Below are 26,882 nucleotides of genomic sequence, written 5' to 3'. Positions count from 1 at the left end.
AACGCCGCCTATGTGGAGCTACATTCTCAAACGCCTGTTGCTGATGATCCCGACCTTGCTCGGCGTACTGACGCTGACCTTCGTCGTGATCCAGTTCGTGCCGGGTGGCCCGGTCGAACAGATGCAGCACGAATTGCGCAAAGGCGCGGAGGGCGGCGCGCCGTTCGGTCTGCGCTCGCATAGCGGCGTCGACGCGCAACAGCTCGCGCAGCTGAAGCAACTGTACGGCTTCGACAAACCGCCGCTCGAACGTTACGTGCTGATGCTCAAGCGCTTCTCGACCTTCGACCTCGGGCAGAGCTATTTCCGCCATCAAAGCGTCTGGTCGCTGATCGTGTCTAAGCTGCCGGTGTCGATCAGCATCGGCCTGTGGACCTTCTTCCTCACGTACCTCATATCGGTGCCGCTCGGCATCGCGAAGGCGGTGCGCAACGGCTCGCGCTTCGATATCGCGACGAGCCTCGTGGTGCTGATCGGCTACGCGATTCCGGGCTTCGTGCTTGGCGTGCTGCTGCTCGTGCTGTTCGGCGGCGGCACGTTCCTGCAACTGTTTCCGCTGCGCAATCTCACCTCGGACAACTGGGCGCAGCTGAGTCTCGGCGGCAAGATCGTCGACTATCTGTGGCACATCACGTTGCCGATCACCGCTTCGGTGGTCGGCAGTTTCGCGGTCGTCACGATGTTGACGAAAAACGCTTTTCTCGACGAGATCCGCAAGCAATACGTGCTGACTGCGCGCGCCAAAGGTTTGTCGGAGAAGCGCGTGCTGTGGAAGCACGTGTTCCGCAATGCGCTGTTGCCGTTGATCGTGGGTTTTCCGGCAGCGTTCATCGGCGCGTTCTTCACGGGCAGTCTGCTGATCGAAACGCTTTTTTCACTCGACGGGCTCGGGCTGCTCTCGTATGAATCGGTGGTGCGGCGCGACTATCCGGTCGTGCTCGGCACGCTGTATCTGTTCACGCTGATCGGCCTCGCGACCAAGCTGATCTCCGACCTCTGCTATGTGTGGGTCGATCCCCGCATCCAATTCGAACAGCTGGAGCGCTGATGAATCGAGCCCGTCTTTCCGTCGACGCGCAGGCGCGCACCGAACGCGCGCGCGCGTTCGTGTCGCCATCGCCCGCGCGCCGCGTATGGCAGCGTTTTCGCCAGCAGCGCCTCGGCTACTGGAGTCTGATCGTGTTCGTGGTGGCGTTCGCGGCGAGCCTCGCGGGTCCGCTGTGGTCGAACGACAAGCCGCTGGTGGCGCGCTACGACGGCCACCTGTATTTCCCGATGTTCAAGACTTACGCGGAGACCACGTTCGGCGGCGATTTCCCGACCCCGGCCGATTATCTCGATCCGTATATCAAGCATCGCTTCGACGCGCCGGGCAACTTTGCGGTGTATCCGCCGAATCGCTACTACTACGACACGCTGAATTACTTCTCGAAGGCGCCGAACCCTGCGCCGCCGTCGCGCGAGAACTGGCTCGGTACCGACGACCGCGGCCGGGACCTGTTCGCGCGGCTGCTCTACGGCTTCCGGGTGTCGGTGGAGTTCGGACTCGTGCTGACGCTGATCGGCACGGTACTCGGCATCGCCGCGGGCGCCGTGCAGGGTTACTTCGGAGGACGTATCGATATCGTCGGGCAGCGGTTGATCGAAATCTGGAGCGCGATGCCGGAGCTTTACCTGCTGATCATTTTCTCGTCGATCTTCGAGCCGGGCTTCCTTCTGCTGATCGTGCTGCTCTCGCTGTTCGGCTGGATCGGCCTGTCCGATTACGTGCGCGCGGAGTTTCTGCGCAATCGTCACCAGGACTACGTGCGCGCGGCGCGAGCGATGGGTTTGTCGAACTGGCAGATCATGTGGCGCCACGTGCTGCCCAACAGCCTGACACCGGTGATCACGTTCCTGCCGTTCCGCATGAGCGGTGCGATTCTCGCGCTGACGAGCCTCGACTTTCTCGGCCTCGGCGTGCCGTCGCCGACACCGAGCCTCGGCGAACTGCTCGCGCAAGGCAAGGCGAATCTCGACGCGTGGTGGATCTCGCTGTCCACTTTCGGCGTGCTGGTCGCGATGCTGTTGCTGCTGACCTTCATGGGCGACGCGCTGCGCAACGCGCTCGACACCCGCATCTCCGATGCGATGCGCGCTGGAGGCAATCAATGAGCGCAACGCTTCAGAACGGCGCGCCGCCGCTGCTGGAACTCGAGCATCTGCGCGTGAGCTTCGGCGACACCGTCGCGGTGAACGACGTCACGCTCGCGATCGAGCGGGGCGAGCGGGTGGCGCTGGTCGGCGAGTCGGGCTCGGGCAAGAGCGTGACCGCGCTATCGATCCTGCGGCTCCTGAGCGACGCGCAAGTGAGCGGCTCGATCCGTTTCGACGGCGAGGAGCTGCTGGCCAAAAGCGAACGCGAGATGCGCGGCATGCGCGGCTCGGACATCGCGATGATTTTTCAGGAGCCGATGACCGCGCTCAATCCGCTTTATACGGTCGGCGACCAGATTGCGGAGACCATTGTCGTCCATGACGGCGTGACGGCGAGCGAGGCGCGCAAGCGCGCGGTCGCGCTGCTCGGGCGCACCGGTATCGCCGAGCCGGGCAAGCGCGTGAACAGTTACCCGCATCAACTGTCGGGCGGGCAGCGCCAGCGCGCGATGATCGCGATGGCGCTCGCGTGCCGTCCGCGGCTGTTGCTCGCCGACGAGCCGACCACGGCGCTCGACGTGACGATCCGCGCGCAGATCGTCGACCTGCTGCTGGAACTGCAGCGCGACGAAGCGCAAAAGCGCGGCATGGCCGTGCTGCTGATCACACACGATCTGAATCTGGTGCGGCACTTCGCGCAGCGCATCGCGGTGATGGAGCGGGGCGTGCTGGTCGAGAGCGGGCCGGTTGAGCAGGTGTTCGACGCGCCGCAGCATCCGTACACGGAGCGCCTGCTGGCGAGCCGGCCGCAGCGCACGGTGGTGCCGGTGCTGCCGATCTCGCCCGTGCTGCTCGAGGCGCGTGAGGTCTCCGTTGATTTCAAAACGAAGCTGCCGGGCTTTGCCGGCTGGTTTCGCTCAGGACGGTTTCGCGCGGTCGCCGAGGCGAACGTGTCGGTTCGGCAGGGCGAGACGCTGGGGATCGTCGGCGAATCGGGGTCCGGCAAGTCGACCCTCGCGATGGCGTTGCTCGGTCTGCAGCGCACCGTGCACGGCGCGATCGAATTTCAGGGCAGGGTGCTCGGCAGCTATCGCGGCGCCGAGCAGACCGCCTTACGGTCGAACATGCAGGTTGTGTTTCAGGATCCGTTCAGTTCGCTTTCACCGCGTCAGACGATCGAGCGGATCGTCGGCGAAGGGCTGGCGCTGCATCGGCCGCAGATGACCCCGCAAGCGCGGCGCGACAAGGTGATCGCGGTGCTGCGCGAAGTCGGGCTCGACCGCACGGTGCTGTACCGCTATCCGCACGAATTTTCCGGCGGCCAGCGGCAGCGGATTGCGATTGCGCGCGCTTTGGTGCTCGAACCACGCGTGCTGATCCTCGACGAACCGACCAGCGCGCTCGACGTTTCCATTCAGCAGCAAGTGCTGAAACTGCTCGCCGGGTTGCAACAGAAGTACAACCTCGGCTTCGTTTTCATCAGCCATGATCTGGCCGTGATCGGGGCAATGGCGCACCGCGTCGCGGTGATGCAAAACGGTTCGATTGTCGAAAGCGGAGAGGTTGAGAAGATTTTTGCGACACCCGCGCACCCTTACACGCGAAAGCTGCTGAAAGCGGCGCTTGACCGTTGATTTTTCACCCTTTCACCAATTGGGTGCGTATCTCGATTGAATTTTTCTATTTGTTTTGACACGTGAATACTTACTGGCTAGTATCGACCAAACTTTTTTCCGTAGACCCCTGATTTTTTGGCAAAAACTACCGACCAATGCGGCACAGAAACTTAACCCAGGCTTGCACGCGCGTCGTCGCCGGGATGTTCATTGGCGTCTTGATGGCAGCAGCTCCCGGCGCTTTCGCCGACGAAGTAAGCAGTTTCAATCAGAATGCCTCACTTTCGACCTCCACCGGGTCGAATCCCTTGTCCTTCTCCAGCCCGCAAGCAGGCGCTTCCGACAGCGACAGCGGCGCCAAATCGTTCCTGTCCGGCATGGCTGGCAAAGCGGGCGACGTAGTGGTCGGCGCGCTGAACATGATCGGCGTTCGCTACCGTTGGGGCGGCAACACGCCTGATTCGGGGCTCGATTGCAGCGGTTTCGTACGCTACGTGTTCCAGGACACGCTCGGCATGGCGCTGCCGCGCCGCGCGGAAGAAATGAGCCGCGTCGGCGAAAAGGTTCGCGTGAGCGACCTGAAGCCGGGCGATCTGGTGTTCTTCAACACGATGCGCCGTACGTTCTCACACGTGGGCATCTATATCGGCGACAACAAGTTCGTGCATTCGCCGTCCACGGGCAGCACGATCCGCGTCGACGACATGGATAGCGGCTATTGGGAAAAGCGCTTCACCGGTGCGCGCCGGATCGAGGCGTCGTATCAGGAAGGCGAAGATCTGCGCAAGCGCGTGAATGCGACGATCGGCGGGAATAACTGATTCCGGCCGCGTCGGTGTTTTAAGCGCGATAAAAAGCCTGCTTCGGATGAAGCAGGCTTTTTGCATTCTGGTGGCGGTTTGAGAGCGGCGAGGTGGTTGTCTTGTGCGATTTTCGGGCCGGATAGGCTGAATTTGCGCCGGCTCTTGCTGAGGGCTCCGCCCGAACTTTGACCGGCTGCCGTGCCGCTGACAGCCCACCGGCGCCGTCCCAGCCTCCGCCCCGGCCAACTTACGCCGTCGCCCGGCTCGCGGCCAGCTTGCGCTGCAACTCCGGCATCATCTTCGCCACCGCTTCCTCGCCCGCGAGAATCGCCGCGTTGCGCTGCGAAAAATCGCTGCCGCTCATCGCGGCCAGATTTGGCCGGATCACGACATCGGCGTACTTGTCGAGTTCATAGGCCTTGATCGTCTGGCCCATGATGGTGAAGGTCTGCATCAGCACGTCGAACGAACTGGCGGTCAGGCCGCTCTCCGGGCGCTGCGAAATATCCACGGCGATCACGAAGTCCGCGCCCATCTTGCGTGCGAACGAGGCGGGCACCGGGCTCACCAGACCGCCGTCGACATATTCGTGACCGCCGATCGTCACCGGCTCGAAAATCGACGGCACGCTGCACGACGCGCGCACCGCGACGCCCGTGTTGCCGCGTTGGAACAGAATCGGCTGACCGGTTTTCAGATCTGTGGCCACCACGCCGAGAGGCTTCGCCATCTTCTCGATCGGACGGTTGTTCAGCGTCGTGTTCAGATAGTTCTGCAGCGCGATGCCTTGCAGGAAGCCCCGCGTGCGAAATGGCATCGCCCAGTCGCTTATCGACGCCTCGTCCATGGTCAGCGCGAGCTTGTTCAACGCAAAGCCGTTCATACCCGATGCGTACAGCGCCCCGACCACCGATCCGGCGCTGGTGCCAGCCACCAGATCGACATGGATGTTGCGCGCCTCCAATGCCTTGATCACGCCGATGTGCGCGAAGCCGCGCGCGGCGCCGCCGCCCAGCGCCAGCGCGACACGGACCGGCCGCTGCGCTTTGTCGAGCGGCGGCGGGTTGGCGGTGGGCGTGGCGGCGACCGGCGAGTTGTCGGTTTTGCCGCCGCCGGTCGTGGTGCAGGCGGCCAGCACCGCCGAGGCGGCTGCCAATGAAAAGTTGCGGCGGGCGAGACGGGGCGACGAGGGTTTCAACGAGTTCTCCAGCAACGGCGCGGGCGACGCGACCGGCGTCGCCGCGGGCCGCGTTCAGACCGATAGTCAAACGGACAGGATCGCCAGCGGCAATTCCACGCACTGCGGATCTATCGGCAACCGCAGCGCGCGCACATCATAAATCAAAGGCCCATGCGCGCGGCGGGCTGGTAATGAAACGTTGCAGAGGAAGCATTCGAGTGGCTTGGGGCGGTTTCGCCGAGGCTTCAGGGCGGCTGCTCGGGCTCGGGCTCGGCGCACGTGCGCGGCCGGAGCGGTGCGCAAGCGCCTCGGCTCAGCTCGGCGAAACACGCATCTCGCGCAGCGCGCGAGCGGCTCGGTTGCCTTCAGGCGGTCCCCGTTGAAAACATAGCCCTGCGACCAGGCCAGCGGGCGCCGCAGTCCACTGCTCGCACGATACATCCCGGAAGTTTGCCGGGCGCACGCGCGCCGACACCGCCAAGCCAGCCCTTAAAGCCCATTCCACACGCTAGCCGAGGCCTCGCGGACACCGCCATCGTCCATTCGGCCGAGGCCAGGCAACGCGCGCGCGGAAGGTATAATTCGCCTCTCGCATTTAATTCCCTCGTGTCCATGCACGGCGCTTTTCCGCCGCATGGGCGCGGTCCGCTGCCGCGCCTGACGGGCTATGTCCGCCCGGGCGCCGGCGCCAGTCTTCCGAGTAACCGCTAATGACCACCTCCGTTCGTACCCGTTTCGCACCGAGTCCCACCGGCTTCATCCACCTCGGCAACATTCGCTCCGCGCTTTATCCGTGGGCGTTCGCGCGCAAGATGAAAGGGACCTTCGTGCTGCGGATCGAGGACACCGACGTCGAGCGCTCCACCAGTGAATCCGTCGATGCCATTCTCGAAGGCATGGCGTGGCTCGGCCTCGATTTCGACGAAGGCCCGTTCTACCAGATGCAGCGCATGGACCGTTACCGCGAAGTGCTCAAAGAGATGCAGGACGCCGGGCTCGTTTACCCGTGCTACATGTCGACCGAAGAGCTCGACGCGCTGCGTGAACGGCAGCGCGAAGCCGGCGAAAAGCCGCGCTACGACGGCACGTGGCGCCCCGAACCGGGCAAGGTGCTGCCGCAGCCCCCGGCAGGCGTGCAGCCGGTGCTGCGCTTCCGTAACCCGCTGACGGGCGTGGTCGCATGGGACGACGCGGTGAAGGGCCGCATCGAGATCTCGAACGAGGAACTCGACGATCTCGTGATCGCGCGTCCCGACGGCACGCCGACGTACAACTTCTGCGTGGTGGTCGACGATCTGGACATGCGCATCACGCACGTGATCCGCGGCGACGACCACGTGAACAACACGCCCCGCCAGATCAACATTCTCCGTGCGCTGGGCGGCGAGCCGCCGGTATACGCGCATTTGCCGACCGTGCTGAACGAGCAGGGCGAGAAGATGAGCAAGCGCCATGGCGCGATGAGCGTGGTGGGCTATCGCGATGCCGGCTATCTGCCGGAAGCGGTGGTCAACTATCTGGCGCGACTCGGCTGGTCGCACGGCGACGCGGAAGTATTCTCGCGTGAGCAGTTCGTCGAATGGTTCGATCTTGATCACCTCGGCAAGTCGCCGGCCCAGTATGACCACGACAAGCTGAACTGGCTGAATGCGCACTACATCAAGGAAGCCGACAACGCGCGTCTCGCGGAGTTGGCAAAGCCGTTCTTCGCCGAGTTGGGTATCGACGCAGCGGCGCTTGCACAGGGCGCGGATCTGACCGCAGTGGTGGGCTTGCTGAAGGATCGCGCGTCGACGGTGAAGGAGATCGCGGAAAACGCCGCCATGTTCTATCGCACACCGGCGCCCGATGCCGAATCGCTGGCGCAGCACGTGACCGACGTGGTGCGTCCGGCACTGGCCGATCTGGCCGCCGCACTGAAGACCGTCGAATGGAGCAAGGAGGCGATCGCCGCCGCGCTGAAGGCGACGCTCGGCACGCACAAACTGAAGATGCCGCAACTGGCGATGCCGGTTCGTCTGCTGGTGGCAGGCACGACGCACACGCCGTCGATCGACAGCGTGCTGATGCTGTTTGGCCGTGACGTGGTCGTGAGCCGTATTGAAAAAGCGCTGGCGTAAGCGGGTGCGTTCATACGCGCGTTGAGAGGGTTTGCATGCGGCTTGAAAAAAGTCGCATGTAATTGCGCAAAGGGTATTTACAAAGCGCAGATTGGCCACTAAAATCTCGTTTCTCTGATGTGCAGGGGGTATAGCTCAGCTGGGAGAGCGCTTGCATGGCATGCAAGAGGTCAGCGGTTCGATCCCGCTTACCTCCACCAACAAAAGAGTAAAGTTGTTCAGAAGTCTGGAAGTTGTAGAAAAAAAGACTTCACAAGCGCTTGAAACGTAGTTAGAATATCGGTCTTTGCTGTTGGCAAAACGAAATAACTAAGAAGTTAGCGTGAGTTAGCAGCAGATTAAAGACAAATCTGAAAAGATTATGTCCCCTTCGTCTAGAGGCCTAGGACATCACCCTTTCACGGTGAGTACAGGGGTTCGAATCCCCTAGGGGACGCCAAACATCAGCGTCGCTTTAGTGTTCGGGTTAAAGCCCGATTGGCAGTAAAGCAATGCAGCTTGCAGAGAAATAACCGACGCTCGCAAGCTTGGGTGTAAAGACTGGAGTGGTAGTTCAGTCGGTTAGAATACCGGCCTGTCACGCCGGGGGTCGCGGGTTCGAGTCCCGTCCACTCCGCCAGACAAAGCCCGTTCATTCAAATCTGAACGGGCTTTTTCATTAAAGGTGTAAGCAGTACGTTGTCCCCTTCGTCTAGAGGCCTAGGACATCACCCTTTCACGGTGAGTACAGGGGTTCGAATCCCCTAGGGGACGCCAAGACATCGGCGTCGTTCGGTTGGAAGTTTGAACGGTGCAGTAGGTGCAAAATCTGGAGCGGTAGTTCAGTTGGTTAGAATACCGGCCTGTCACGCCGGGGGTCGCGGGTTCGAGTCCCGTCCGCTCCGCCAGATTTGAGAAAGCCCACTTCGAAAGAAGTGGGCTTTTTTTATTTCCGCCGACCATCCCGCCTGGTATGCTCCTCGGGACAAACAGCCATTGCCAGCGTGCGCGCGCTGTTTTACCGTTGACCGACCCATCTTCGTGTTCCGCCATGTTCGATCCAACCGAAGCTCCGTCACCGTTTCATCTGCGCAATGCCAGCATGGACGATTTCGAGTTCGCCGAGGCGCTGACTCGCAACAACATGGGCGGCTACTATCGCCGGCACCATCTCGTGTGGCGGGCCGATCTGTTTCTCGGCAGCTGGCGCGAGTCGGAGAATTTTATTCTCGAAGTGGACGGCCAGGCGATCGGCGTGTTGCGCATCACGCAGGAGGGCGATTCCCTCCATATCCGCGATGTGCAGATTGCCGAAGGTCATCGGCGGCACGGCGCCGGCACGTATCTGCTCGACATCTCGCATCAATGGGCGCGCGAGCGTGGGCTGCGCGAATTGCAGTTGCGCGTGTTCGTGGACAATCCCGCGGCGCGGCTGTATCAGCGCAAGGGCTACAAGCTCGCGGGGCCGCGTCTGGCACAGCTCGGCGCGATCCGTCATCTCGCGCGGCGGGTCTGAGATCGACACTCAGTTCGCGGCGCCGTTCGACGCGTTCGCGCGATCCTGCGCCGATTCGTCGTCCGTCTCCGCGGTGCCGAGTTCGCCGTCTTCCACGCGATGCTCCGAGCCGCGCTCGATGAATGCGCGCGGACTCTTACCGAACGCGCGCCGGAACATCGCGGAGAACGCGCTTTGGCTCTGATAGCCGAGTTCCCGCGCGACATGCGAGAGCGGCCGTCCCTGGCTCAGCAGCGGAATCGCGCGCGCGAGGATCGCCTGCTGACGCCATTGCGAAAAACTCACCCCCAATTCCTGCCGAAACAGCCGCGCGATCGTGCGCGTACTCGCACCCACGCTGGACGCCCATTGTTCGAGCGACTCGCCGTGAGTCGGATCCGCGATCACGGCCTCGCATAGCGCACGCAGACGTTTTTCATTGGGCATCGGCACGGACAGCGGCAGCGGCTCCGAGCGCGTCAGTTCGTCGAGCGCGAGCGCGCCGAGCAACTGTTCGCGTGCGGCCGAAATGCCGGGCGTATCGAGCGCGGCGATGACTTCGCGCAGCAGATCCGAAACCTCGACGACGCGCGGCGTATCGAGCCCCGCCGGCACCGTGCTTTCGGTGATGTAGAGCGTGCGCAGAAACGCATCTTCGACGGCCACTACCTCGTGCGTCACATGCGGCGGCACCCAGATCGCACGCGATGGCGGCACCATCCAGGTCGTGCCTGTCGTCGCGACGCGCAGCACGCCGCGCGACGCATACGCCACCTGCGCCCACGCATGCGTATGACGCGCGATGCGCCAGCCGGACGGCATTTGCCGCGAGCGCACGCGGATCGGGTGCGTCTCGGTTGGCTGGAACTCGGGCGGAATGTCGGCGAAGCGCACGAAGCTCGACAATTCGGTGTCGGCGGACGAAGTCATGGCGAAGATCGGTCCAGGGAACGGAGTGCCGGAAGTCGGCGCGGTGCGTGGCGATACCGGATGCGCAAGTTCCGCGTTCACAGGTCCACGACCATAACTCCGCGACCACACTCCCGGCGGGCCTCATCATTGTAGATGTTGGCCGCAGCCCGCCGTTGCATAATGTCCCGACTGTCCCGCCCTAGAGGAGACCCCCATGAGCTTTGCTACCGCGGACTTGTGCGACACGCACGAAGACCAGTTGACACTCGGCACGCTGCGCGTGCTCGAGCCGGTCTTTCACCTGTTCAGTCGCACTGAGTGCTTCAGCGGCGAGGCGGTGACGCTGAAGGTATTCGAAGACAACGCGCTCGTGCGCACCACGCTCGAAGAGAAGGGCGCGGGCCGCGTGCTGGTGGTCGACGGCGGCGGCAGCCTGCGTTGCGCGCTGGTCGGCGGCGATCTCGCGCAGATCGCGGAGCAGAACGGCTGGGCCGGCATCGTGCTGAACGGCTGCGTGCGCGACACGCTGGAACTCAACGAGGTCAACGTCGGCGTGGCGGCGCTCGCGACCTGCCCGCGCCGCGCCGAGAAGCGCGGTGCCGGCGAGCGTGACGTGGCGGTGCAGTTGCCCGGTGCGCTGGTGCGTCCCGGCGAATGGATCTACGCGGACATCGACGGCGTGCTCGTCGCGAGCGCGGCGCTGAATTGAATTGAACAGGAACGCCGGCTGAACCGTGGCCTGACCGGAAGCCACACCCTCATTCAAGGAGAGCGAACGACGATGCAAACCGTCTTTGTATACGGCACGCTGCGTGCCGGTGAAGTGAACGACATCAGCGAAGCCGCGGCGCGCAACGAGATCGACGCGCCGAATCTGCTCGGCACGGCCTCGGTGCGCGGCCATCTGTTCGACTTCGGTCTCTATCCGGGTCTTGTCGTCGACGAAGCGGGCGTCGACGTGATCGGCGACGTCTACGAAATCGATGATGCACTGGTCGCGGTGCTCGACGAAATCGAAGCCGTCTACCCCGGCGTCGAAGATCGCTTTCTCGCGCGCGAAGTGATGGTGAAGGTGGACGGCGACGTGGTGAATTGCCGTTTCTATCCGGTCACGCCGAATGCGGTGAAGGGCCTGCCTGAAATCAAATCCGGCGACTGGGTCGAATACCGAAACTCGCGCTGACTGGCTGAGCGCGCCGTACGGCGAATCGGCGAAAGGTGACAGGCGTGACGCGTGAAAAAAAAGGCCCGGCAGGCTTGCGCCTGGCGGGCCGTGCGGTCGGTCAGTCTTGCGGCTCGAGCCGCCTTGAATCCGCATAGGGGAATGAAGGCACCTCGCTACAGCCGCTACAGCATCACGCGGAGCTTATCCACCGCATAGCGCCACACGCCCGGACGGCAGGACGCGCGTCAGCAACCTCAAAGCTCCTCGTACAACGGCAGCGTCAGGAAGTCGGTGAACTGCTCCGACGTCGACATCTCCTCGAAGATCTGCGCGGCGCGCTCGTACGGCTTCGTATCGCCGCCCACCGCCTGCTTGACCTTATCGAGTTCCTGCACCGCCAGCTCGCGCACGAGTTCGACCGTCACCTTGCGGCCGTCGTCGAGCTTGCCCTTCGGCGAGCGGATCCACTGCCAAACCTGCGAGCGCGAGATTTCCGCGGTAGCGGCGTCTTCCATCAGGTTGTGAATCGGCACGCAGCCATTGCCCGCGAGCCACGAGCCCAGGTAGTGAATGCCGACGTTGATGTTGTTGCGCAAACCGCCTTCGGTGATCGGCGTCTCGGGACGGAAGTCCGTCAGGTCGATGGCCGTGACGAGCACGTCGACGCGTTGCTTGCCGATCTGGTTCGGCTTGTCGCCGAGCACTTTGACGAACTCTTCCATGGCGATCGGCACGAGGCCCGGATGCGCGACCCAGCCGCCGTCGTAGCCGTCGCCGGCATCGCGTGCCTTGTCGGAGCGTACACCGGCCATTGCCTTGTCGTTGGCCGCCGGGTCGTTCTTGATCGGGATCAGGGCGCTCATGCCGCCGATCGCCGGCGCGTTGCGGCGATGGCAGGTCTTCAGTAGCAACAGCGCATACGCGCGCATGAACGGCGAGGTCATCGTGATCTGCGAGCGGTCGGCGAGGCAGAAATCGCGATCGGCCTTGAACTTCTTGATCGCCGAGAAGATGTAGTCCCAGCGGCCGGCGTTCAGCCCCGAGCTATGCTCGCGCAGCTCGTACAGAATCTCGTCCATCTCGAACGCGGCGACAATCGTCTCGATCAGCACCGTCGCGCGAATCGTGCCGCGCGGCACGCCAACCGCTTCCTGCGCGGCGATGAAGATGTCGTTCCACAGACGCGCTTCCAGATGGCTCTCCATCTTCGGCAGATAGAAGTACGGGCCCGAGCCGCGCGCGACCAGTTCCTTCGCGTTGTGCACCATGAAGAGCGCAAAATCGAAGATGCCGCCCGACACGCGCTTGCCATCCACCTTCACGTGCTTCTCGTCGAGATGCCAGCCGCGCGGACGCACGATCAGCGTGGCGACCTTGTCGTTCAGCCGGTACGACTTGCCGTTCTGCTCAAGCGAAATCGTGCGGCGCACCGCGTCCTTCAGATTGATGTGCCCGGTGATCTGGTTGTCCCAGCTCGGCGCATTCGAATCTTCGAAGTCGGTCATGTACGAATCAGCGCCCGAGTTCAGCGCGTTGATGATCATCTTGCGCTCGACCGGACCGGTGATCTCCACGCGGCGGCATTGCAGGTCTTGCGGCAGCGGCGCGATTGTCCAGTCACCCTCGCGCACGGATTTCGTCTCGGCGAGGAAGTCGGGACGCTCGCCGGCGTCGAGCCGTTTTGTGCGCTCCGCGCGCGCCTGCAGCAATTGCTGGCGGCGCGGCTCGAACGTGCGATGCAGCGCGGCGACGAGTTCGAGCGCTTCGCGCGTGAGGATCGCGTCAAAGCCCGGCTTGATTTCAGCCGAGATGTCCATGCCCTGCGGCAGCGACAGTGATGAGAGCGAATTCGCCATGTGTTCTCCTTGGTCGGTCAGATTGTGCAAATCGTGGATGTTGAAAAAGCGTTGGGATAGTCCGTGGAGCCGCCGTCACGTGCCAGGGCTGTGGCGTCTGCGGTGGCTGCCGGGATGGTTCGGAGAACTGACTGAGCGGCGAGGCGATGCGAGGGCCTGCAGAAAAGCAAGCAGGTCGTTCATGCCGCCGCCCGTACCATGCGGCGCGACGCCCAGTTCTTCGACGGGAGCGTTTTGCCGGTTGAGCCAGAACGTGGTGAAGCCGAACCACGTCGCGCCCGCCACGTCCCAGCCGTTCGACGACACGAAGACGATGTCGCGCGGCGGTGCGTCGAAGGCTCGCGTGCCCAGTGCGTACGCGGCGGGCGAGGGCTTGTAGGCGCGCACGGTGTCGACGGAAAGCACGTGGTCGAACAGTCCGCACATACCGGCGCTTTTGAGCGCAATGTCGAGCATCTGCGGATTGCCGTTCGAGAGAATCGCGAGGCCGAGGCGTGCAACGGGTTCGTCGGCGGCGGGCGTCAAAGGCGTCGACGCGGGTTCAGGGCCTGCATCCGCGTCGCGTAACGCGCGCAGCGCCGGCACCGCATCGGGAAACGCGGACAGGCACGCGTATTCGTCCATCAACCGCTTCTCGGCGGCGCGGCCCAGCGTGAGCTGAAGCTTTTTCGCGGCGAAGCGCAGCGCGTCGAGCGTGATGTCCCAGAACGGCCGGTAGTGCGCGCCGGGTGCGTCGGCGGGAGCGGCCAGCGTGCGCAGTTGCGTGTACTCGATCTGCTTCTGGCGCCACAGCTGCGAGAGCGCGTCGCCGTGACCGGGGAATATCTGCTCGGCGGCGGCGATCACCGAATGCACGTCGAAAAGCGTGCCATACGCGTCGAAAATCACTGCTTGGGGGGAAGGTGTCGTTGTGGCCGACATTGCCGTGCACTCCTGTCAGAGGTCAGGACGGATTGTATTAGTGATACTCGACGCTAAAAAAGAAGCTAAACATCACTTGATCTTTTACTTTCATCCACCTAATCTGACGCGCACCCTCACTTTCACGCGTAGTCCGAGCAATCTCCTTCGGGCCTCGCGGCGCGCATCTCCTATGGATCGTTTCAAGCAGATCGAAACTTTTGTCGCCGTCGCGGCCAAGGGCAGCCTGTCGGCCGCCGCCCTGGCCGAAGGTGTCGCGCCCGCGATCATCGGCCGCCGCGTCGACGCGCTTGAAGAGCGGCTCGGCGTCAAGCTGCTGGTGCGCACCACCCGCAAGATCACGCTGACTTTCGAAGGCTCCGCGTTCCTCGAAGACTGCCAGCGCATCATTCACGACATGCAGAACGCCGAAGCGAGCGTGTCGGAGGGGGGCGTGAAGGCGAGCGGCCATCTGCGGCTGTCGGCGCCGGCCGGTTTCGGGCGGCGGCACGTCGCGCCGCTGGTGCCGGCGTTCACCGTCGCGCATCCGGACGTGTCGATCACACTCGATCTCTCCGACCGGCTCGTCGATCTGGTCAACGAAGGTTTCGATTGCGCGGTGCGGCTCGGCGAATTGCCGGATTCGTCGCTGGTGTCCCTGAAGCTCGGCGAAAACCGGCGCGTGTGCGTGGCGTCGCCGGGCTATCTGAGCCGGCGCGGCGCGCCGCACACGCTGGCCGATCTCGCGCGGCACAACTGTCTTGCGCTCGGTGCGAGCGCCAACCAGCAGCGCGGCTGGATGTTCCAGCAGGGCGACAAGGTGGTGTCGATCAAAGTGTCCGGCACGATGGAATGCTCCGACGGCGCAGTGCTGCACGAGTGGTGTCTCGCCGGCCACGGACTCGCGTGGCGCTCCTGGTGGGAAGTCGGCACCGACATCGCGGCGGGGCGGCTCGTGAGCGTGCTCGACGAATTCGCCGCGCCGCCAATCGGCATCCACGCGGTGTTTCCGCAGCGCCGCCATCTGCCGCTGCGGGTGCGGCTGTTTCTGGACTTTCTCAAGCATACGTATGGCCATCCCGGCTACTGGGGCTGATGCGCGGCGTCGCGAGCAACCCGTTTCCGATATGCGGACAGACCCCTGGTGAATCCATGCCCTCATTTCCGCGACCTACAATCGATTGAAGCGGCTTACAAGCCGAGCCTCGTTGGACGCTCACGCCGCGCTGCGCGCAGCCGGCGACGGAGGGCATCATGTTCAGGCACATCCTGGTTCCGACTGATGGTTCCGACCTGTCACACAAAGCGATAGACGGCGCGATCGATCTGGCGCAGGCCGTCGGCGCGCGGATCACCGCATACGCGTGCCTGCCGCAATATCCGTACTCGCCGTTTTCCGACGTGGTGGTCGAGCCGCCCGCCGAATTCCTGCAGCGCAGCGAGCGCGAAGCGCGCGTGCATCTGCGGGAAGTGGAGATGGCCGCGCGGCGTGTCGGCGTGGTCGTCGACAGCCGGACCAGCGTCCATCCGGCGCCTTACCTCGGCATCATCGAAGCGGCGGAGCAGGGTGCTTGCGACGTGATCTTCATGGCGTCGCACGGGCGGCGTGGCCTAGGCAGTCTGCTGATCGGCAGCGAAACACAGCGGGTGCTGACGCATACGAAGATTCCGGTGATCGTGTACCGCTGAACGGCAGTTGGGCAGCGCCTGGGGGCGTCAAAAAGCGCGCCGGCGGCGAAGCCGGCGCGCCACTACTCGCCGGCGCGCTGCGCTGTGCCGGCGCTTTCTCCGCTGCTGCGAGTTTTCTCCCAGACTCCGGCCGCCGGGGCTGAGAGTCGATACCTCCGGCGACGCGGCTCCTCCCTGTGACGGCGGCTCTCTATCGGAGCCGTTTAATCGTCTTCTGCGCTGGCGTTTCGGCGATCAGGCCGCGAGGCCGACATGCTCGGCGACGACGCGGCCTGTCGCGTAGCCTGTCAGGCCACCTTCTTGTCGAAGAACTGCTCGTCTTCTGTCGAGCCGTGCAGCGCGGTCGTCGACGCTTCGCGTTCGACCGTTTGCGTCACGGCGTCGAAGTAGCCGGTGCCGACTTCGCGCTGATGCTTCACCGCGGTGAAGCCCTTTTCGGCTGCGGCGAACTCGGCCTGCTGCATTTCGACGAAGGCCGTCATCTGGTTGCGGGCATAGCCGTGCGCGAGGTTGAACATCGAGTAGTTCAGCGCGTGGAAGCCGGCCAGCGTGATGAACTGGAACTTGTAGCCCATCGCGCCGAGTTCGCGCTGAAACTTGGCGATGGTCGCGTCGTCCAGGTTCTTCTTCCAGTTGAACGACGGCGAGCAGTTGTACGACAGCAGTTGATCCGGGAATTCCTTGTGGATCGCGTCGGCGAATTTCTTCGCGAACTCGAGGTCCGGCTTGCCGGTTTCGCACCAGATCATGTCCGCGTACGGCGCGTAGGCGAGACCGCGCGAGATCGCCTGTTCGAGGCCCGGCTTCGTGCGGTAGAAACCTTCGACCGTGCGTTCGCCGGTCAGGAACGGCTTGTCGTTCTCGTCGATGTCCGAGGTCACGAGGTCGGCGGCTTCCGCGTCCGTGCGGGCGAGCAGCACGGTCGGCACGCCGGAGACGTCGGCGGCCAGACGCGCGGCGGTCAGCTTGGCGACGTTTTCGCGGGTCGGCACGAGCACCTTGCCGCCCATGTGACCGCACTTCTTCACCGACGCGAGCTGGTCTTCGAAGTGCACGCCCGCGGCGCCTGCTTCGATCATCGCCTTCATCAGTTCGAACGCATTCAGCACGCCGCCGAAACCGGCTTCCGCGTCGGCGACGATCGGGGCGAAGTAGTCGATATAGCCTTCGTCGCCCGGGTTCTTGCCTTCCGACCACTGGATCTGGTCAGCGCGCGTGAGCGTGTTGTTGATGCGCTTCACGACGAGCGGCACCGAGTTGGCCGGATACAGCGACTGGTCCGGATACATTTCGCCGGCGACGTTCGCATCGCCCGCCACCTGCCAGCCGGACAGATAGATCGCCTTCAGGCCTGCCTTGACCTGCTGCATCGCCTGGTTGCCGGTCAGTGCGCCGAGCGAGTTGACGAACGGCTCGTTGTTGACGCTTTCCCAGAGCTTTTCCGCGCCGCGTTTGGCGAGCGTGTGTTCCACCTGAACCGAACCGCGCAGACGGATCACGTCCTGCGCCGAGTAGGTGCGCTTGATGCCTTTCCAGCGCGGATCGGTATCCCATTGCTGCTGGAGTTGCTTCGCCTGTTCTTCGCGGGTGATGGTCATCGTGTTCTCCTTGGGTTGCCTGTAATGGATGGGTGACTCTGTCTTCGTCGAAGCGGCTGGCCGTCAGGCGTTTCGTTTCGTGAAGTCTTATATAAGAGTCTAGGCAAACCGAAGATCCCGCAATAGTCGACCGGAAGTGTTTTTCGTATATTTATTATTGTTTTTATTCAATGCGTTACGATCACTGTTCCACATAGAGAAACGACTTTTCCCCTGTTGCAACGGCGCCTCTTGTGCCTTGCAGCATGATTTTTTACGACGCAAAAAAATTTACCACATCGTGAAATTTAGGGATGCTCAAGCTACGGACGAAAAAAAACCGGTGCCTGAGCACCGGTTTCTTCCGACTGAGTGGGCGGCGCGAAGCCGTCCGGAGTCTTTTACATGCTGATCCTGCTACTGCTGCCGGATAGCTTAGCTGCCGCGACGCGCCGTGCGCGGGCCGTCGCTGCGGCGTGCGCCGTAGCCGCCGTCGCGCGAACCGCCGTAGCCTTCACGCGAGCCGCCACCGAAGCCGCCTTCACGCGAACCGCCGCCAGCCGACTTGCCGGCCCAGCCGCCGCCGCTACCGCTACCGCTGCGCGAACCGCCGCCGTTGCCGGCCGGCTTGCCCGAACCGCTGCCGAAACGACGGCCACCGCCGTTACCGCCGCCCGGACGGCCGCGGCCGCCAAAGCCAGGACGGCCGTTGCCCGTCGGCGCCGACTTACGCGGCTCGAAGCCTTCGACGACGTTGACCGGCAGCGGGGTGCGCACGAAACGCTCGATGCGCTTCAGCGCGCCTTGTTCCGCGTGATGCACGAGGCTCACCGCGATACCCGAGCGGCCGGCACGGCCGGTACGGCCGATACGGTGCACGTAGTCTTCGGCGAACTTCGGCAGGTCGTAATTGAACACGTGCGTGATGCCCGGGATGTCGATACCGCGAGCGGCGACGTCCGTTGCCACTAGCACGCGCACGCGACGCTCGCGCAGTGCCTTGATGGTGCGGTTGCGCGCGCCTTGCGGCAGATCGCCGTGCAAAGCGGCCGATTCGAAACCGGCGTCGGCAAGACGTCCTGCGAGCTGGTCGGCGTCCATCTTGGTTGCCGTGAACACGATGGCCTGGTCGAGGCCTTCGTCACGCAGCAGATGGTCGAGCAGACGGTCCTTGTGATCGCGGTCGTCGACGTAGTGGACGGTTTGCGCGATGTTGGTGCGCTGTTCCAGACGCTGAACGATTTCGATACGCTCCGGATCCTTCAGCAGACGGCCGGTCAGCGAACCGATCTTGCCGTCGAGCGTGGCCGAGAACAGCATGGTCTGACGCGTAGCCGGCGTAGCGGCGACGATCGTTTCGATGTCTTCGATGAAGCCCATGTCGAGCATGCGGTCGGCTTCGTCGAGCACGAGAATCTGCAGTTGCGACAGGTCGATACGGCCGCGTTCGAGGTGGTCGATCAGACGGCCCGGCGTGGCAACCAGGATTTCCGGGTTCTTCGCCAGCAGCATCAGCTGTTGGCCGTAAGCGACGCCGCCCAGAATGCTGACGGTGCGCAGGCGCTTGAGGTGCTTGCCGTACGTGGCGGCGGCGGTCGTGACCTGCATCGCGAGTTCGCGGGTCGGCGTCAGGACCAGCATGGTCGGACGGGCAACCGGTTGCGGACGGCGCGTGTTGCGGGCGCCGTCGGCCGGACGCGGTTCACGCGGCTGGCTGGCTTGCGCCTTTTGCAGTTGCGAGAAACGCTCGATGGCGGGCAGCATGAACGCGGCGGTCTTGCCCGAACCGGTCGGGCTCGAGACCAGCAGATCGCGACCGGCGATGCCGGCCGGGATGGCGCGTTGCTGAACCGGCGTCGGGTTCTGGTAACCAGCGGCGGTCAGCGCGGAGACGACATCCGCGGAGAGACCAAGCGACGCGAACGTCGGGCCGGTCGGGACTGCGGCTTCAGCGGCGACGGCTTCCGGAGCGGCAGCAACGGCTGCGGCTTGTGCGGGTGCGTCGGCGAGACCGAGTGCCTGATCGGCGATGGCGTTCAACGGGCTGGAGGTGTTGCTCGAAGTCATGAGAATCCTTGGTACACAGGGAATTAAAACGTCGGCGCCAATCGGCATACCCAAGTCGTCGGATTCAGCGAGCAAAGAAGCAGCGAGCAAATCGAAAAACGGGGGCAGCTCGCGACAATGAAGGCGAGCTTTTCGTTAGAAGCTGTATCGGATGCGACATGCCAACACGGCGTGCCGCCAGCCTGGGACATGATCGCCCGAAGTGGGCTAGGCAGGAGGGGACAGGTTCTAAACTGGATTGGAGCTAAACGCTACGAGGCGCTGCGCCGCAAGGGCCGCTACTTGAAGCGGGCAAAGCAGTGAAGCGCAGGCCGCATTATATAGGGTTTTGTTGCACTGCGCCACTATTAGGACATTTCCGAGCCGAAAAGTTTGCGAATCCGGCTGCTGAACGCTGTCGTTCGGACGGCTGGGCAGCGTCGCGGCGCGTTGTCGGTGCTCGAAAGAAAGCCCCGACTGGAGCGTCGCCCGCCGCTTCGCGCGCTCAGGCCGCGGCGCCGTTCTTCAACGATTCGACGAGCTCGACGTATTGCTGCTTCGCAGCGTCCTGCGCGGTGCCCTTGAGCGCGGCCCACGCGTCGTACTTGTATTTGCCGACGATGTCGGTAAAGCCCGGCTTCTCGCCCTGAACGTCGCCGCGGGTGGCTTGCTTGTAGAGCGCGTAGAGGCGCAGCAGCGTGAGGTTGCCCGGACGCTCCGGCAACTGCTGCACTTCTTCGTGGGCTTTGGCGAATTGGGCGTCGATGTCTGTCATGGTGGTGTTGCCCGCCGGGCGGGGTCAGATGAGGATCGGCCGACGATGATAACAACTGCATGCGCTCGCGTGGGCGAGGGCTTATTCCAAACGGCGCCGCCGCCAGGACGCAACGCCAAACCTCATTGACGCGCGCGGCGCCGATTACAATACGGTCCATGACTCAAACTGTGCTCCTTGCCCTCGATACCTCGACCGAATTCTGTTCGGTCGCGCTGCTGTCCGTTCCCGTCGACGCCGCTCAAACTGGCGCGGCCCCCCGGCTCTGGGTTCGCCACGAGCAGACCGGCGCGGTCTCCAGCACGCGGCTGTTGCCCGCCATCGGCGAACTGTTCGACGAAGCCGGCCTGACGCTCGCGGACTGCGACGCCATCGCGTTCGGCTCCGGTCCCGGATCGTTCACGGGCCTGCGTACCGCGACCGGCGTCGCTCAAGGCCTCGCGTTCGGCCTGAACCTGCCGGTCGTGCCGGTCAGCACACTGCTGGCCTGCGCGGAGAGCGCGCGGCTGCGCGATCCGGCGGCGACGCGCGTACTCGCCGCGCTCGACGCCCGCATGGACGAAATCTACTGGGCCGACTACGCGTGGGACGAGGCCCAACAGGAATGGCGCACCGTTCAGACGGCCTCGCTCGATGCGCCAGAGCGGCTGGTGCTGCCCGACACGCCCTTCACGCTGGCCGGCAACGCCGCCGCGGCGTTCGGCGCGCGGCTGCCTGCAGCGGCCGCCGCGCGGACGGTCGACGGCGAAGCGCTGCCGCATGCGGTGCCGCTCGCGCACGCGGCGCTGCGTGCGTTTCGCGCCGGCCGCACGGTGCCCGCCGACCAGGCCGCGCCGGAATACGTGCGCGACAAGGTTGCGCAGACCACGGCGGAGCGTATTGCAGAGAAAGCCGGGAAGGCAGAAAAGGCCGCGAAGGCCGAACGGGACGCGGGACTCGCGCAGAGCCCTCAGGATGCCCGCGACAGCGCAACCCAGCCCGCGCCCGCCGCCGGCGCACCTCACGGCGAGGGCCGGCAATGAGCGGCGTGTTGCTCGCGGACCGCTACATGTCGCCGATGACCGAAGGCGATCTGGACGAGGTCGCCGCTATCGAAAAGGTCGCGTATGAGTTTCCGTGGAGCCGGGGCAATTTCGGCGACTCGCTGCGCAACGGCTATTTCGGTGTCTGCTTGCGGCACGTGACCGGCACGCTGATCGGCTATTGTGTGCTGATGCCGGTCGTCGACGAAATGCATCTGCTCAACCTGTGCGTCGCGCCCAGCGCGCAAGGTGCCGGCGCCGGCCTCGCGCTGCTGCGCGAGGCGGTGCGCATCACGCACGCCGAAAAACTCGAGGGCCTGCTGCTCGAAGTGCGGCCGTCGAATCATCGGGCGATCCGGCTGTACGAACGCTTCGGCTTCGCGTCGATCGGCCGGCGCAAAAACTATTATCCGGCGCGGCATCGCAGCCGGGAGGACGCCATCGTGATGCGTTTCTCGTTTGCCACGGAGGGCGCAGATGGCGCTGCATGAATCGGTATTGGAAGAGTTCGGCCTGACGACGCTGTGGGTGCGTCGCGGGATGGCGGTGCAGCCGAAGGTCGAGGATGTCGGCGCCGGGCCGCGTGCGGATGCGCTAGCTGCGCATGGTGCGCGTCTCGACGATGTGCACGGGGCAGGGGAAGCGTCGGCGGCTCTCGCACAGGATGCGCAACGGCCCGCGATGCGTGCCGGCGAGGCGCGGCAAGCCGAGCGCCCGCAGATGCCGGGCGAGCACCGCGCGCCGGTTCGCGGCGAGCAGGTGGCTCCGTCGGCGGGCGCCCGGGAGCGGTTCGATGATCGCGCCGCCTCGGCGCGGGCGAGCGAGCCGTCGCGATCCACGCAACAGAGCGAGGGTGATGAGCGTCGGATGCAGCCCGCGCACGATGCCGCGCAGGACCGGCCAGCAACGCCCGTCGAAGTGCGGCAACAGACGCAAACACAGGCGCAAACACAGCCGCCCGCAACACGCGAATCCGCCCAGCAATCTCAGCAGGCGCCGCAGCGCCAGCCAGTCGGGCAGCCGCGCTCCCCGGAGCCGCCGCCATTCGATGCGCCGCCCGACGACGATTTCGCATGGTTCGACGACCTGCCTGCACACGCGCCGTTGGAAGCCCGCCGTGACACGCCTGAACTGCCGGCCGTCCACACGCTCGACTGGGACGCGCTGAGCGAGCGCGTTGCCGATTGCCGCCAGTGCCGTCTGTGCGAGAAGCGCACGAACACCGTATTCGGCGTCGGCGATCGCGCCGCGGACTGGATGCTGATCGGCGAAGCGCCCGGTGAGAACGAAGACCGTCTCGGCGAGCCGTTCGTCGGTCAGGCGGGCAAGCTGCTCGACAACATGCTGCATTCGCTGGCGCTCGCGCGCGACACCAATGTCTACATCGCCAACGTGATCAAATGCCGGCCGCCCGGCAACCGCAATCCCGAGCCGGACGAAGTCCTGCAGTGCGAGCCGTATCTGCAACGTCAGGTGGGGCTGGTCAAGCCGAAGCTGATCGTTGCGATGGGCCGCTTCGCGGCGCAGAGTCTGCTCAAGACCGAAGCGAGCATTTCGGCGCTGCGCGGTCGCGTGCATGAGTACGAAGGCGTCCCGGTGATCGTCACCTATCACCCGGCGTATCTGCTGCGCCGGCTGCCCGACAAGGCGAAGGCCTGGGCCGACCTATGCCTCGCCCGCGATACGTGGCACGCAGCGGGCGGCGCGCCGTCGAACGCGGCGAAGTGATGACCGCCGGTGGACCGGCGGCGCATGTCGCCGCCGCGCCAGGCAACCACGCCGCGCTCCTCGATTCGTTGCTCGGCACCTTGCGCGACCCGGCCGTGCGCGATCTCGCATGGCTGCTGCTGAGCGCCGACCTGTTGCGCCCGCAAGCGCCGATGGGCGCGCTCGCGAATCCCTTCGATTCCCAGCAGGAACTTCAGGCAAGCGTCGCCTGGCTGTGTGCGCTCGACGCCGCGCCGCAGCCGCTGCATCTCGAGCTCGCGGCGACGCGCATCACGCGTCTTGGCCGATACGCCGAACGGCTGCTCGGCTGGTTCCTGCAACACGGGCCGGCGGCGCGGCTGGTCGCGGCCGGTGTGCCGTTGCGGCGCGCGGGCATCACGCTCGGCGAATGCGATTTTCTCGTGGAGTCGCGTGAGGGCGCGCGGCTGCACTGGGAGTTGGCGGTGAAGTGTTATCTGCATGCGGGCGGAGGGCGCGAGGAGGGGCAGGGAACGTCACAAGCGCACGCGCGCCTCGCTGATTACGTCGGGCCGAATCTGAAAGACCGCTTCGATCTCAAGCTCGCGCATCTGCTGAACCATCAACTGCCGTTGAGTGCGCGCGAAGAGTTCGCGTCGGTCGGTTATGCGGGGCCGTGGACGCCGGAGATGTTCGTCAAAGGCTGGCTGTTTTACCGGCATGGCGAGAGGCCGGCGGACCCCGTCGAACTCGATCCGGCGCATGGCCGCGGCTGGTGGACCACGCGCAGCGATTGGCCGGCGTTCGCGGCGGCGCAGGCGCAAAAGTGGCGGCAGTTGCCGCGGCTCGAATGGCTTGCACCGAGGCGCGTTGCGCAGGAAAACGAGCAGGGTGGGAGCGAGGCCGCTGGATCGCTTTGGGTCGACGCGCAAACGCTTGCGGCGCAGATTTCAGCTCGGCATGGACCGGCGATGGTCGTCGCTCTTGTCGAGGATCGTGCCGGCTATCTGGTCGAACGCTCTCGCGGTTTCATCGTGCCGGACGAGTGGCCGGAGCAGGCGTGGAACTACGCGCGGAAGTAGTGGAGTGGCAGACGGTACGACGCAGTCGCTCTCGACGCAGCGAAGCACGTGTCACGATCTCGCCGGGGACGATCGATCGGAATGATTGCCGGATTTGACGGTGCGTACGAGCGGCCCGAGCAGACGCGAACTACGGCGCGGCAGTAGCGGAGTCGCAGGCGGTATGACGTAGTCGCTTGACACAACGCGAAGCCAATCACGATCTCGCCACTCGCCAGTAACGATCGGTCGGAACGTTTTTGTGGGTTTCACCGTGCCGGACGAGTGGCTCGGGAAAGTGCGGAACTACGCGCGGCGTAAGCGGAGCAGCAGGCGGTACAACTCACCCGCTCGTCGCTACGCGAACCACGTCACGGTCTCGCTGCGCTCCACTGCCGATCGATCGAACACTCGCGCTGCTTCAGCGTGCCAGGCGCGCGTCCTGACCAGACACAAAAGAAACGCCGTACAAGCAGCGGTGAAACACAGCGGACAGCCAACCACGCCCCCTACACCGCGCCGCTCACCACCACCGATAAAAATGATGCACCGGCCCGACACCCCCGCCTACATCGAGCCGATCACTAGCCTGCAACGCACCGGTCAAATAAACTTTCGCATCGGCCACCGCGCTCGCGAGATCGCCGCGTTGAGGAATCAGCGCCGCAATCGCCGACGACAGTGTGCAACCCGTGCCGTGCGTATTCTTCACCGGCACGCGCGGGCCGCCCAGACGCAATGTGCCGCTGTCCTGTACCAGCCAGTCGGGACTATCCGCCGCGCTCAGATGGCCGCCCTTCATCAGCACCGCGCGTGCGCCGAGTGCGCGCAGCGCTTCGCCTTGTTCGACCATACCGGCTTCGTCGGTAGCCGGCTGCACGCCGAGCAGCGCGGCGGCTTCGGGCAGATTGGGCGTCAGCAGATCCGCGAGCGGCAGCAATTCGTCGCGCACCGCCGCGACCGCATCCGGCAGCAGCAGCGCATGATTGCTCTTCGAGATCATCACCGTGTCGAGCACGACGTGCTTCGGCTTGTGACGACGCAGCGCATCGGCGACCGCGCGGGCGATCGGCGCGTTCGCCAGCATGCCGATCTTCACCGCGTCGATGCGGATGTCGTCGAACACTGCGTCGAGTTGCGCGGTAATGAAGGCCGGGTCCGGCGCGTGAATCGCGGTGACGCCGCGCGTATTCTGCGCGGTGAGCGCGGTGATCACGCTCGCGCCGTAAGCGCCGAGCGCCGAGAAAGCCTTCAGATCGGCCTGAATGCCGGCGCCGCCGCCCGAGTCGGAACCGGCGATCGTCAGCACATTGGGAATCGTTTGCGTCATGGTCAAGCGAGGAAGAAGGAAGGCGCGGGCACGCTCGTGAGCACGGCCCGCGGCAAACTCAGTGCTTGGCTTCGCCGATCAGCGCGACCGAGTCGAATGCGCGCTGGTTGGCCTGGTGGCGCCGCATCACGAGCCACATCATCAGGCACACGAAGGTGCCGAACAGCACGATCACCGCGGTGACCGGCACGTCGAGCCACACCAGCACCGCGTACAGGCACAGCATGACGAGCACCGAGAGATTTTCGTTGAAGTTCTGCACGGCGATCGAGTGACCCGCCGACAGCAGCACGTGGCCGCGATGCTGCAGCAGCGCATTCATCGGCACGACGAAAAAGCCCGACAGGCCGCCGACCACCATCAGGAAGATATACGCGAAGATCAGGTAGCCCGGCATATGCATGCGGCCGATCCGGAAGCCCCAATGCGCGGGAAACAGCTCGCGCGTGTAGAACGCCATCAGCATCACGGCGATCCCCATCATGATGCCGACCGGCAGCACCGACAGCGACTTCTTCAACGGCACGCGCGAGGCCGCGAAGATCGCGCCGCCCGCCACGCCGACGGCCACCACCGCCTGCAGGATCGCCGCCTCGGAGAGCGACATGTTCAGCGACACTTCGGCCCACTTCAGCACGATGAATTGCAGCGTCGCGCCGGCGCCCCAGAACAGCGTCGTGACCGCGAGCGAAATCTGGCCGAGCTTGTCGCGCCACAGCACGAGAAAGCAGTCGGCGAAATCGGTGATGAGTTTGATCGGGCCGCGCTCCTGTTTCGGATAACGCGCGCCGGTATCGGGAATGCGCAGATTGAACAGCGCCGCGATCACGTAGATGCCCATGATCACCAGCATCGCCGCTTCGGCGGGCGTGTTGACAGTGGGGATGTGCTGCCGCAGGATCGGCGCGGCGATGTGCGGACTGATCAGTGCGCCGCCGAGCACGGTGCCGAGAATGATCGAGCCGACCGTGGTGCCTTCGATCCAGCCGTTCGCGGCGACCAGCCGGTCAGGCGGCAGCAGTTCGGTGAGAATGCCGTATTTGGCGGGCGAGTACGCCGCCGCGCCGAAGCCGACGATGCCGTACGCGATCAGCGGATGCGCGCCGACCAGCATCGTGATGCAACCGACCACCTTGATGGTGTTGGTGACGAACATCACGCGTCCTTTCGGACGGGAGTCGGCGAAGGCGCCCACGAACGCGGCGAGAACGACGTACGACAGCACAAAAAACAGCTTGAGCAGCGGCGTCATCCAGTTCGGGGCGTGAAGATCTTTCAGCAGTGCGATAGCAGCGATCAGAAGCGCATTGTCGGCCAGCGACGAAAAAAACTGCGCGGCCATGATGGTGTAAAAACCTTTTTTCATCTGATGCGATGCTGTCCTCGCTGCGGTCTGTCCGCCCCGGCCGTTTGCAATACGTCCGGGCTTATGCCGTTCGAAATGGGTTGTGCGCACGGCTTTATATCACGAAAATAGCTGAATTCGGACTAGCAGAATCCTTGATCGCACCGCCCAGCGGACTGCCGAGCGTTG

General features: G+C 64.4%; 23 protein-coding genes and 5 tRNA genes. 19 read left to right on the top strand and 9 right to left on the bottom strand.

Features of this window, described 5'->3' with window-relative positions:
* Positions 1 to 10: 10 nt before the first annotated feature.
* The 4 genes from ACZ9H4_RS20895 to ACZ9H4_RS20880 all read left to right on the top strand — a co-directional run bounded on the left by ACZ9H4_RS20895 (position 11) and on the right by ACZ9H4_RS20880 (position 4,573).
* Positions 11 to 1,048, top strand: coding sequence for a microcin C ABC transporter permease YejB (locus ACZ9H4_RS20895; RefSeq protein WP_121317474.1), 1,038 nt, complete (start codon positions 11 to 13; stop codon positions 1,046 to 1,048).
* On the top strand, positions 1,048 to 2,154 hold the full coding sequence (locus ACZ9H4_RS20890) for an ABC transporter permease (protein ID WP_408144142.1): 1,107 nt from the start codon (positions 1,048 to 1,050) through the stop codon (positions 2,152 to 2,154). Before ACZ9H4_RS20895 ends, ACZ9H4_RS20890 begins: the two co-directional genes overlap by 1 nt.
* Positions 2,151 to 3,770: an ABC transporter ATP-binding protein gene (locus ACZ9H4_RS20885; protein WP_476120626.1), complete on the top strand. Its 1,620-nt coding sequence runs from the start codon at positions 2,151 to 2,153 to the stop codon at positions 3,768 to 3,770. The genes ACZ9H4_RS20890 and ACZ9H4_RS20885 overlap by 4 nt, the downstream gene beginning before the upstream one ends.
* Positions 3,771 to 3,907: 137 nt before the next feature.
* Positions 3,908 to 4,573 carry a C40 family peptidase gene (locus ACZ9H4_RS20880; protein ID WP_408144146.1) on the top strand — a complete coding sequence of 222 codons (666 nt, stop codon included), beginning with the start codon at positions 3,908 to 3,910 and terminating at the stop codon, positions 4,571 to 4,573.
* A gap of 229 nt (positions 4,574 to 4,802) precedes the next feature.
* On the opposite strand, the gene ACZ9H4_RS20875 is transcribed toward ACZ9H4_RS20880, so the two are convergent.
* Positions 4,803 to 5,753 carry a patatin-like phospholipase family protein gene (locus tag ACZ9H4_RS20875; protein ID WP_408144148.1) on the bottom strand — a complete coding sequence of 317 codons (951 nt, stop codon included), beginning with the start codon at positions 5,751 to 5,753 and terminating at the stop codon, positions 4,803 to 4,805.
* A gap of 692 nt (positions 5,754 to 6,445) precedes the next feature.
* On the opposite strand from ACZ9H4_RS20875, the gene gltX reads away from it, so the two are divergent.
* From gltX to ACZ9H4_RS20840, 7 genes are all read left to right on the top strand, one after another.
* The gene (gene gltX / locus ACZ9H4_RS20870; protein ID WP_408144150.1) at positions 6,446 to 7,855 is read left to right on the top strand and encodes a glutamate--tRNA ligase; all 1,410 of its coding nucleotides are present in this window, start codon (positions 6,446 to 6,448) and stop codon (positions 7,853 to 7,855) included.
* Positions 7,856 to 7,979: 124 nt separating this feature from the next.
* A tRNA-Ala gene (locus tag ACZ9H4_RS20865) sits at positions 7,980 to 8,055 on the top strand.
* Between the two features lie 163 nt (positions 8,056 to 8,218).
* Positions 8,219 to 8,294 (top strand) — tRNA-Glu (locus tag ACZ9H4_RS20860).
* Positions 8,295 to 8,397: 103 nt separating this feature from the next.
* Positions 8,398 to 8,474 (top strand) — tRNA-Asp (locus ACZ9H4_RS20855).
* A 61-nt stretch (positions 8,475 to 8,535) separates the two neighbouring features.
* Positions 8,536 to 8,611, top strand: a tRNA-Glu gene (locus ACZ9H4_RS20850).
* A gap of 54 nt (positions 8,612 to 8,665) precedes the next feature.
* Positions 8,666 to 8,742, top strand: a tRNA-Asp gene (locus ACZ9H4_RS20845).
* A 143-nt stretch (positions 8,743 to 8,885) separates the two neighbouring features.
* The gene (locus ACZ9H4_RS20840; RefSeq protein ID WP_408144152.1) at positions 8,886 to 9,350 is read left to right on the top strand and encodes a GNAT family N-acetyltransferase; all 465 of its coding nucleotides are present in this window, start codon (positions 8,886 to 8,888) and stop codon (positions 9,348 to 9,350) included.
* A gap of 9 nt (positions 9,351 to 9,359) precedes the next feature.
* On the opposite strand, the gene ACZ9H4_RS20835 is transcribed toward ACZ9H4_RS20840, so the two are convergent.
* Complete coding sequence (locus ACZ9H4_RS20835) at positions 9,360 to 10,259, bottom strand: AraC family transcriptional regulator (protein WP_408144154.1); 900 nt, start codon at positions 10,257 to 10,259, stop codon at positions 9,360 to 9,362.
* A 196-nt stretch (positions 10,260 to 10,455) separates the two neighbouring features.
* Here ACZ9H4_RS20835 and rraA point away from each other — a divergent pair, with 196 nt between their 5' ends.
* Together rraA and ACZ9H4_RS20825 are read left to right on the top strand one after the other, a co-directional pair.
* Entirely contained in the window at positions 10,456 to 10,950 is a 495-nt protein-coding gene (rraA, locus tag ACZ9H4_RS20830; protein ID WP_476120622.1) for a ribonuclease E activity regulator RraA, read from the top strand.
* A 72-nt stretch (positions 10,951 to 11,022) separates the two neighbouring features.
* Entirely contained in the window at positions 11,023 to 11,424 is a 402-nt protein-coding gene (locus tag ACZ9H4_RS20825; RefSeq protein WP_121317490.1) for a gamma-glutamylcyclotransferase family protein, read from the top strand.
* A 236-nt stretch (positions 11,425 to 11,660) separates the two neighbouring features.
* Here ACZ9H4_RS20825 and aceB read toward each other — a convergent pair whose 3' ends face one another.
* Together aceB and ACZ9H4_RS20815 are read right to left on the bottom strand one after the other, a co-directional pair.
* Positions 11,661 to 13,262, bottom strand: coding sequence for a malate synthase A (gene aceB, locus ACZ9H4_RS20820; protein WP_476120620.1), 1,602 nt, complete (start codon positions 13,260 to 13,262; stop codon positions 11,661 to 11,663).
* 75 nt (positions 13,263 to 13,337) lie between these two features.
* The gene (locus ACZ9H4_RS20815; protein WP_476120618.1) at positions 13,338 to 14,183 is read right to left on the bottom strand and encodes a (S)-2-haloacid dehalogenase; all 846 of its coding nucleotides are present in this window, start codon (positions 14,181 to 14,183) and stop codon (positions 13,338 to 13,340) included.
* A gap of 172 nt (positions 14,184 to 14,355) precedes the next feature.
* Here ACZ9H4_RS20815 and ACZ9H4_RS20810 point away from each other — a divergent pair, with 172 nt between their 5' ends.
* Both ACZ9H4_RS20810 and ACZ9H4_RS20805 read left to right on the top strand, forming a co-directional pair.
* Positions 14,356 to 15,258, top strand: a complete 903-nt coding sequence (locus tag ACZ9H4_RS20810; protein WP_408144162.1) for a LysR family transcriptional regulator — start codon at positions 14,356 to 14,358, stop codon at positions 15,256 to 15,258.
* 158 nt (positions 15,259 to 15,416) lie between these two features.
* Positions 15,417 to 15,851 carry a universal stress protein gene (locus ACZ9H4_RS20805; protein WP_408144164.1) on the top strand — a complete coding sequence of 145 codons (435 nt, stop codon included), beginning with the start codon at positions 15,417 to 15,419 and terminating at the stop codon, positions 15,849 to 15,851.
* Positions 15,852 to 16,138: 287 nt separating this feature from the next.
* Here the strand turns inward: ACZ9H4_RS20805 and aceA are convergent, their stop codons facing one another.
* The 3 genes from aceA to ACZ9H4_RS20790 all read right to left on the bottom strand — a co-directional run bounded on the left by aceA (position 16,139) and on the right by ACZ9H4_RS20790 (position 20,249).
* Complete coding sequence (gene aceA, locus ACZ9H4_RS20800; protein WP_408144205.1) at positions 16,139 to 17,443, bottom strand: isocitrate lyase; 1,305 nt, start codon at positions 17,441 to 17,443, stop codon at positions 16,139 to 16,141.
* Positions 17,444 to 17,863: 420 nt separating this feature from the next.
* Positions 17,864 to 19,495: a DEAD/DEAH box helicase gene (locus ACZ9H4_RS20795; RefSeq protein WP_408324136.1), complete on the bottom strand. Its 1,632-nt coding sequence runs from the start codon at positions 19,493 to 19,495 to the stop codon at positions 17,864 to 17,866.
* Between the two features lie 484 nt (positions 19,496 to 19,979).
* Complete coding sequence (locus tag ACZ9H4_RS20790; protein ID WP_408144167.1) at positions 19,980 to 20,249, bottom strand: acyl-CoA-binding protein; 270 nt, start codon at positions 20,247 to 20,249, stop codon at positions 19,980 to 19,982.
* 158 nt (positions 20,250 to 20,407) lie between these two features.
* Between ACZ9H4_RS20790 and tsaB the strand changes: the two genes are divergently transcribed.
* The 4 genes from tsaB to ACZ9H4_RS20770 are packed head-to-tail and all read left to right on the top strand — an operon-like array spanning position 20,408 to position 24,039.
* Positions 20,408 to 21,271: a tRNA (adenosine(37)-N6)-threonylcarbamoyltransferase complex dimerization subunit type 1 TsaB gene (gene tsaB, locus ACZ9H4_RS20785; protein WP_408157024.1), complete on the top strand. Its 864-nt coding sequence runs from the start codon at positions 20,408 to 20,410 to the stop codon at positions 21,269 to 21,271.
* Positions 21,268 to 21,762, top strand: a complete 495-nt coding sequence (rimI, locus tag ACZ9H4_RS20780) for a ribosomal protein S18-alanine N-acetyltransferase (protein ID WP_408144170.1) — start codon at positions 21,268 to 21,270, stop codon at positions 21,760 to 21,762. The genes tsaB and rimI overlap by 4 nt, the downstream gene beginning before the upstream one ends.
* Positions 21,749 to 22,999 (top strand): uracil-DNA glycosylase, encoded by a 1,251-nt coding sequence (locus ACZ9H4_RS20775; protein ID WP_476120614.1) that lies wholly within the window; start codon positions 21,749 to 21,751, stop codon positions 22,997 to 22,999. The genes rimI and ACZ9H4_RS20775 overlap by 14 nt, the downstream gene beginning before the upstream one ends.
* Positions 22,999 to 24,039, top strand: a complete 1,041-nt coding sequence (locus ACZ9H4_RS20770) for a DUF1853 family protein (RefSeq protein WP_476120612.1) — start codon at positions 22,999 to 23,001, stop codon at positions 24,037 to 24,039. The genes ACZ9H4_RS20775 and ACZ9H4_RS20770 overlap by 1 nt, the downstream gene beginning before the upstream one ends.
* A 502-nt stretch (positions 24,040 to 24,541) precedes the next feature.
* Here the strand turns inward: ACZ9H4_RS20770 and thiD are convergent.
* Complete coding sequence (thiD, locus tag ACZ9H4_RS20765) at positions 24,542 to 25,348, bottom strand: bifunctional hydroxymethylpyrimidine kinase/phosphomethylpyrimidine kinase (RefSeq protein WP_408144174.1); 807 nt, start codon at positions 25,346 to 25,348, stop codon at positions 24,542 to 24,544.
* 58 nt (positions 25,349 to 25,406) lie between these two features.
* Complete coding sequence (lplT, locus tag ACZ9H4_RS20760) at positions 25,407 to 26,714, bottom strand: lysophospholipid transporter LplT (RefSeq protein WP_408144176.1); 1,308 nt, start codon at positions 26,712 to 26,714, stop codon at positions 25,407 to 25,409.
* Between the last annotated feature and the right edge of the window lie 168 nt (positions 26,715 to 26,882).

Source organism: Paraburkholderia sp. TE9906 (genome assembly GCF_056279605.1).
This window is presented reverse-complemented; position numbering and strand designations above follow the sequence as displayed.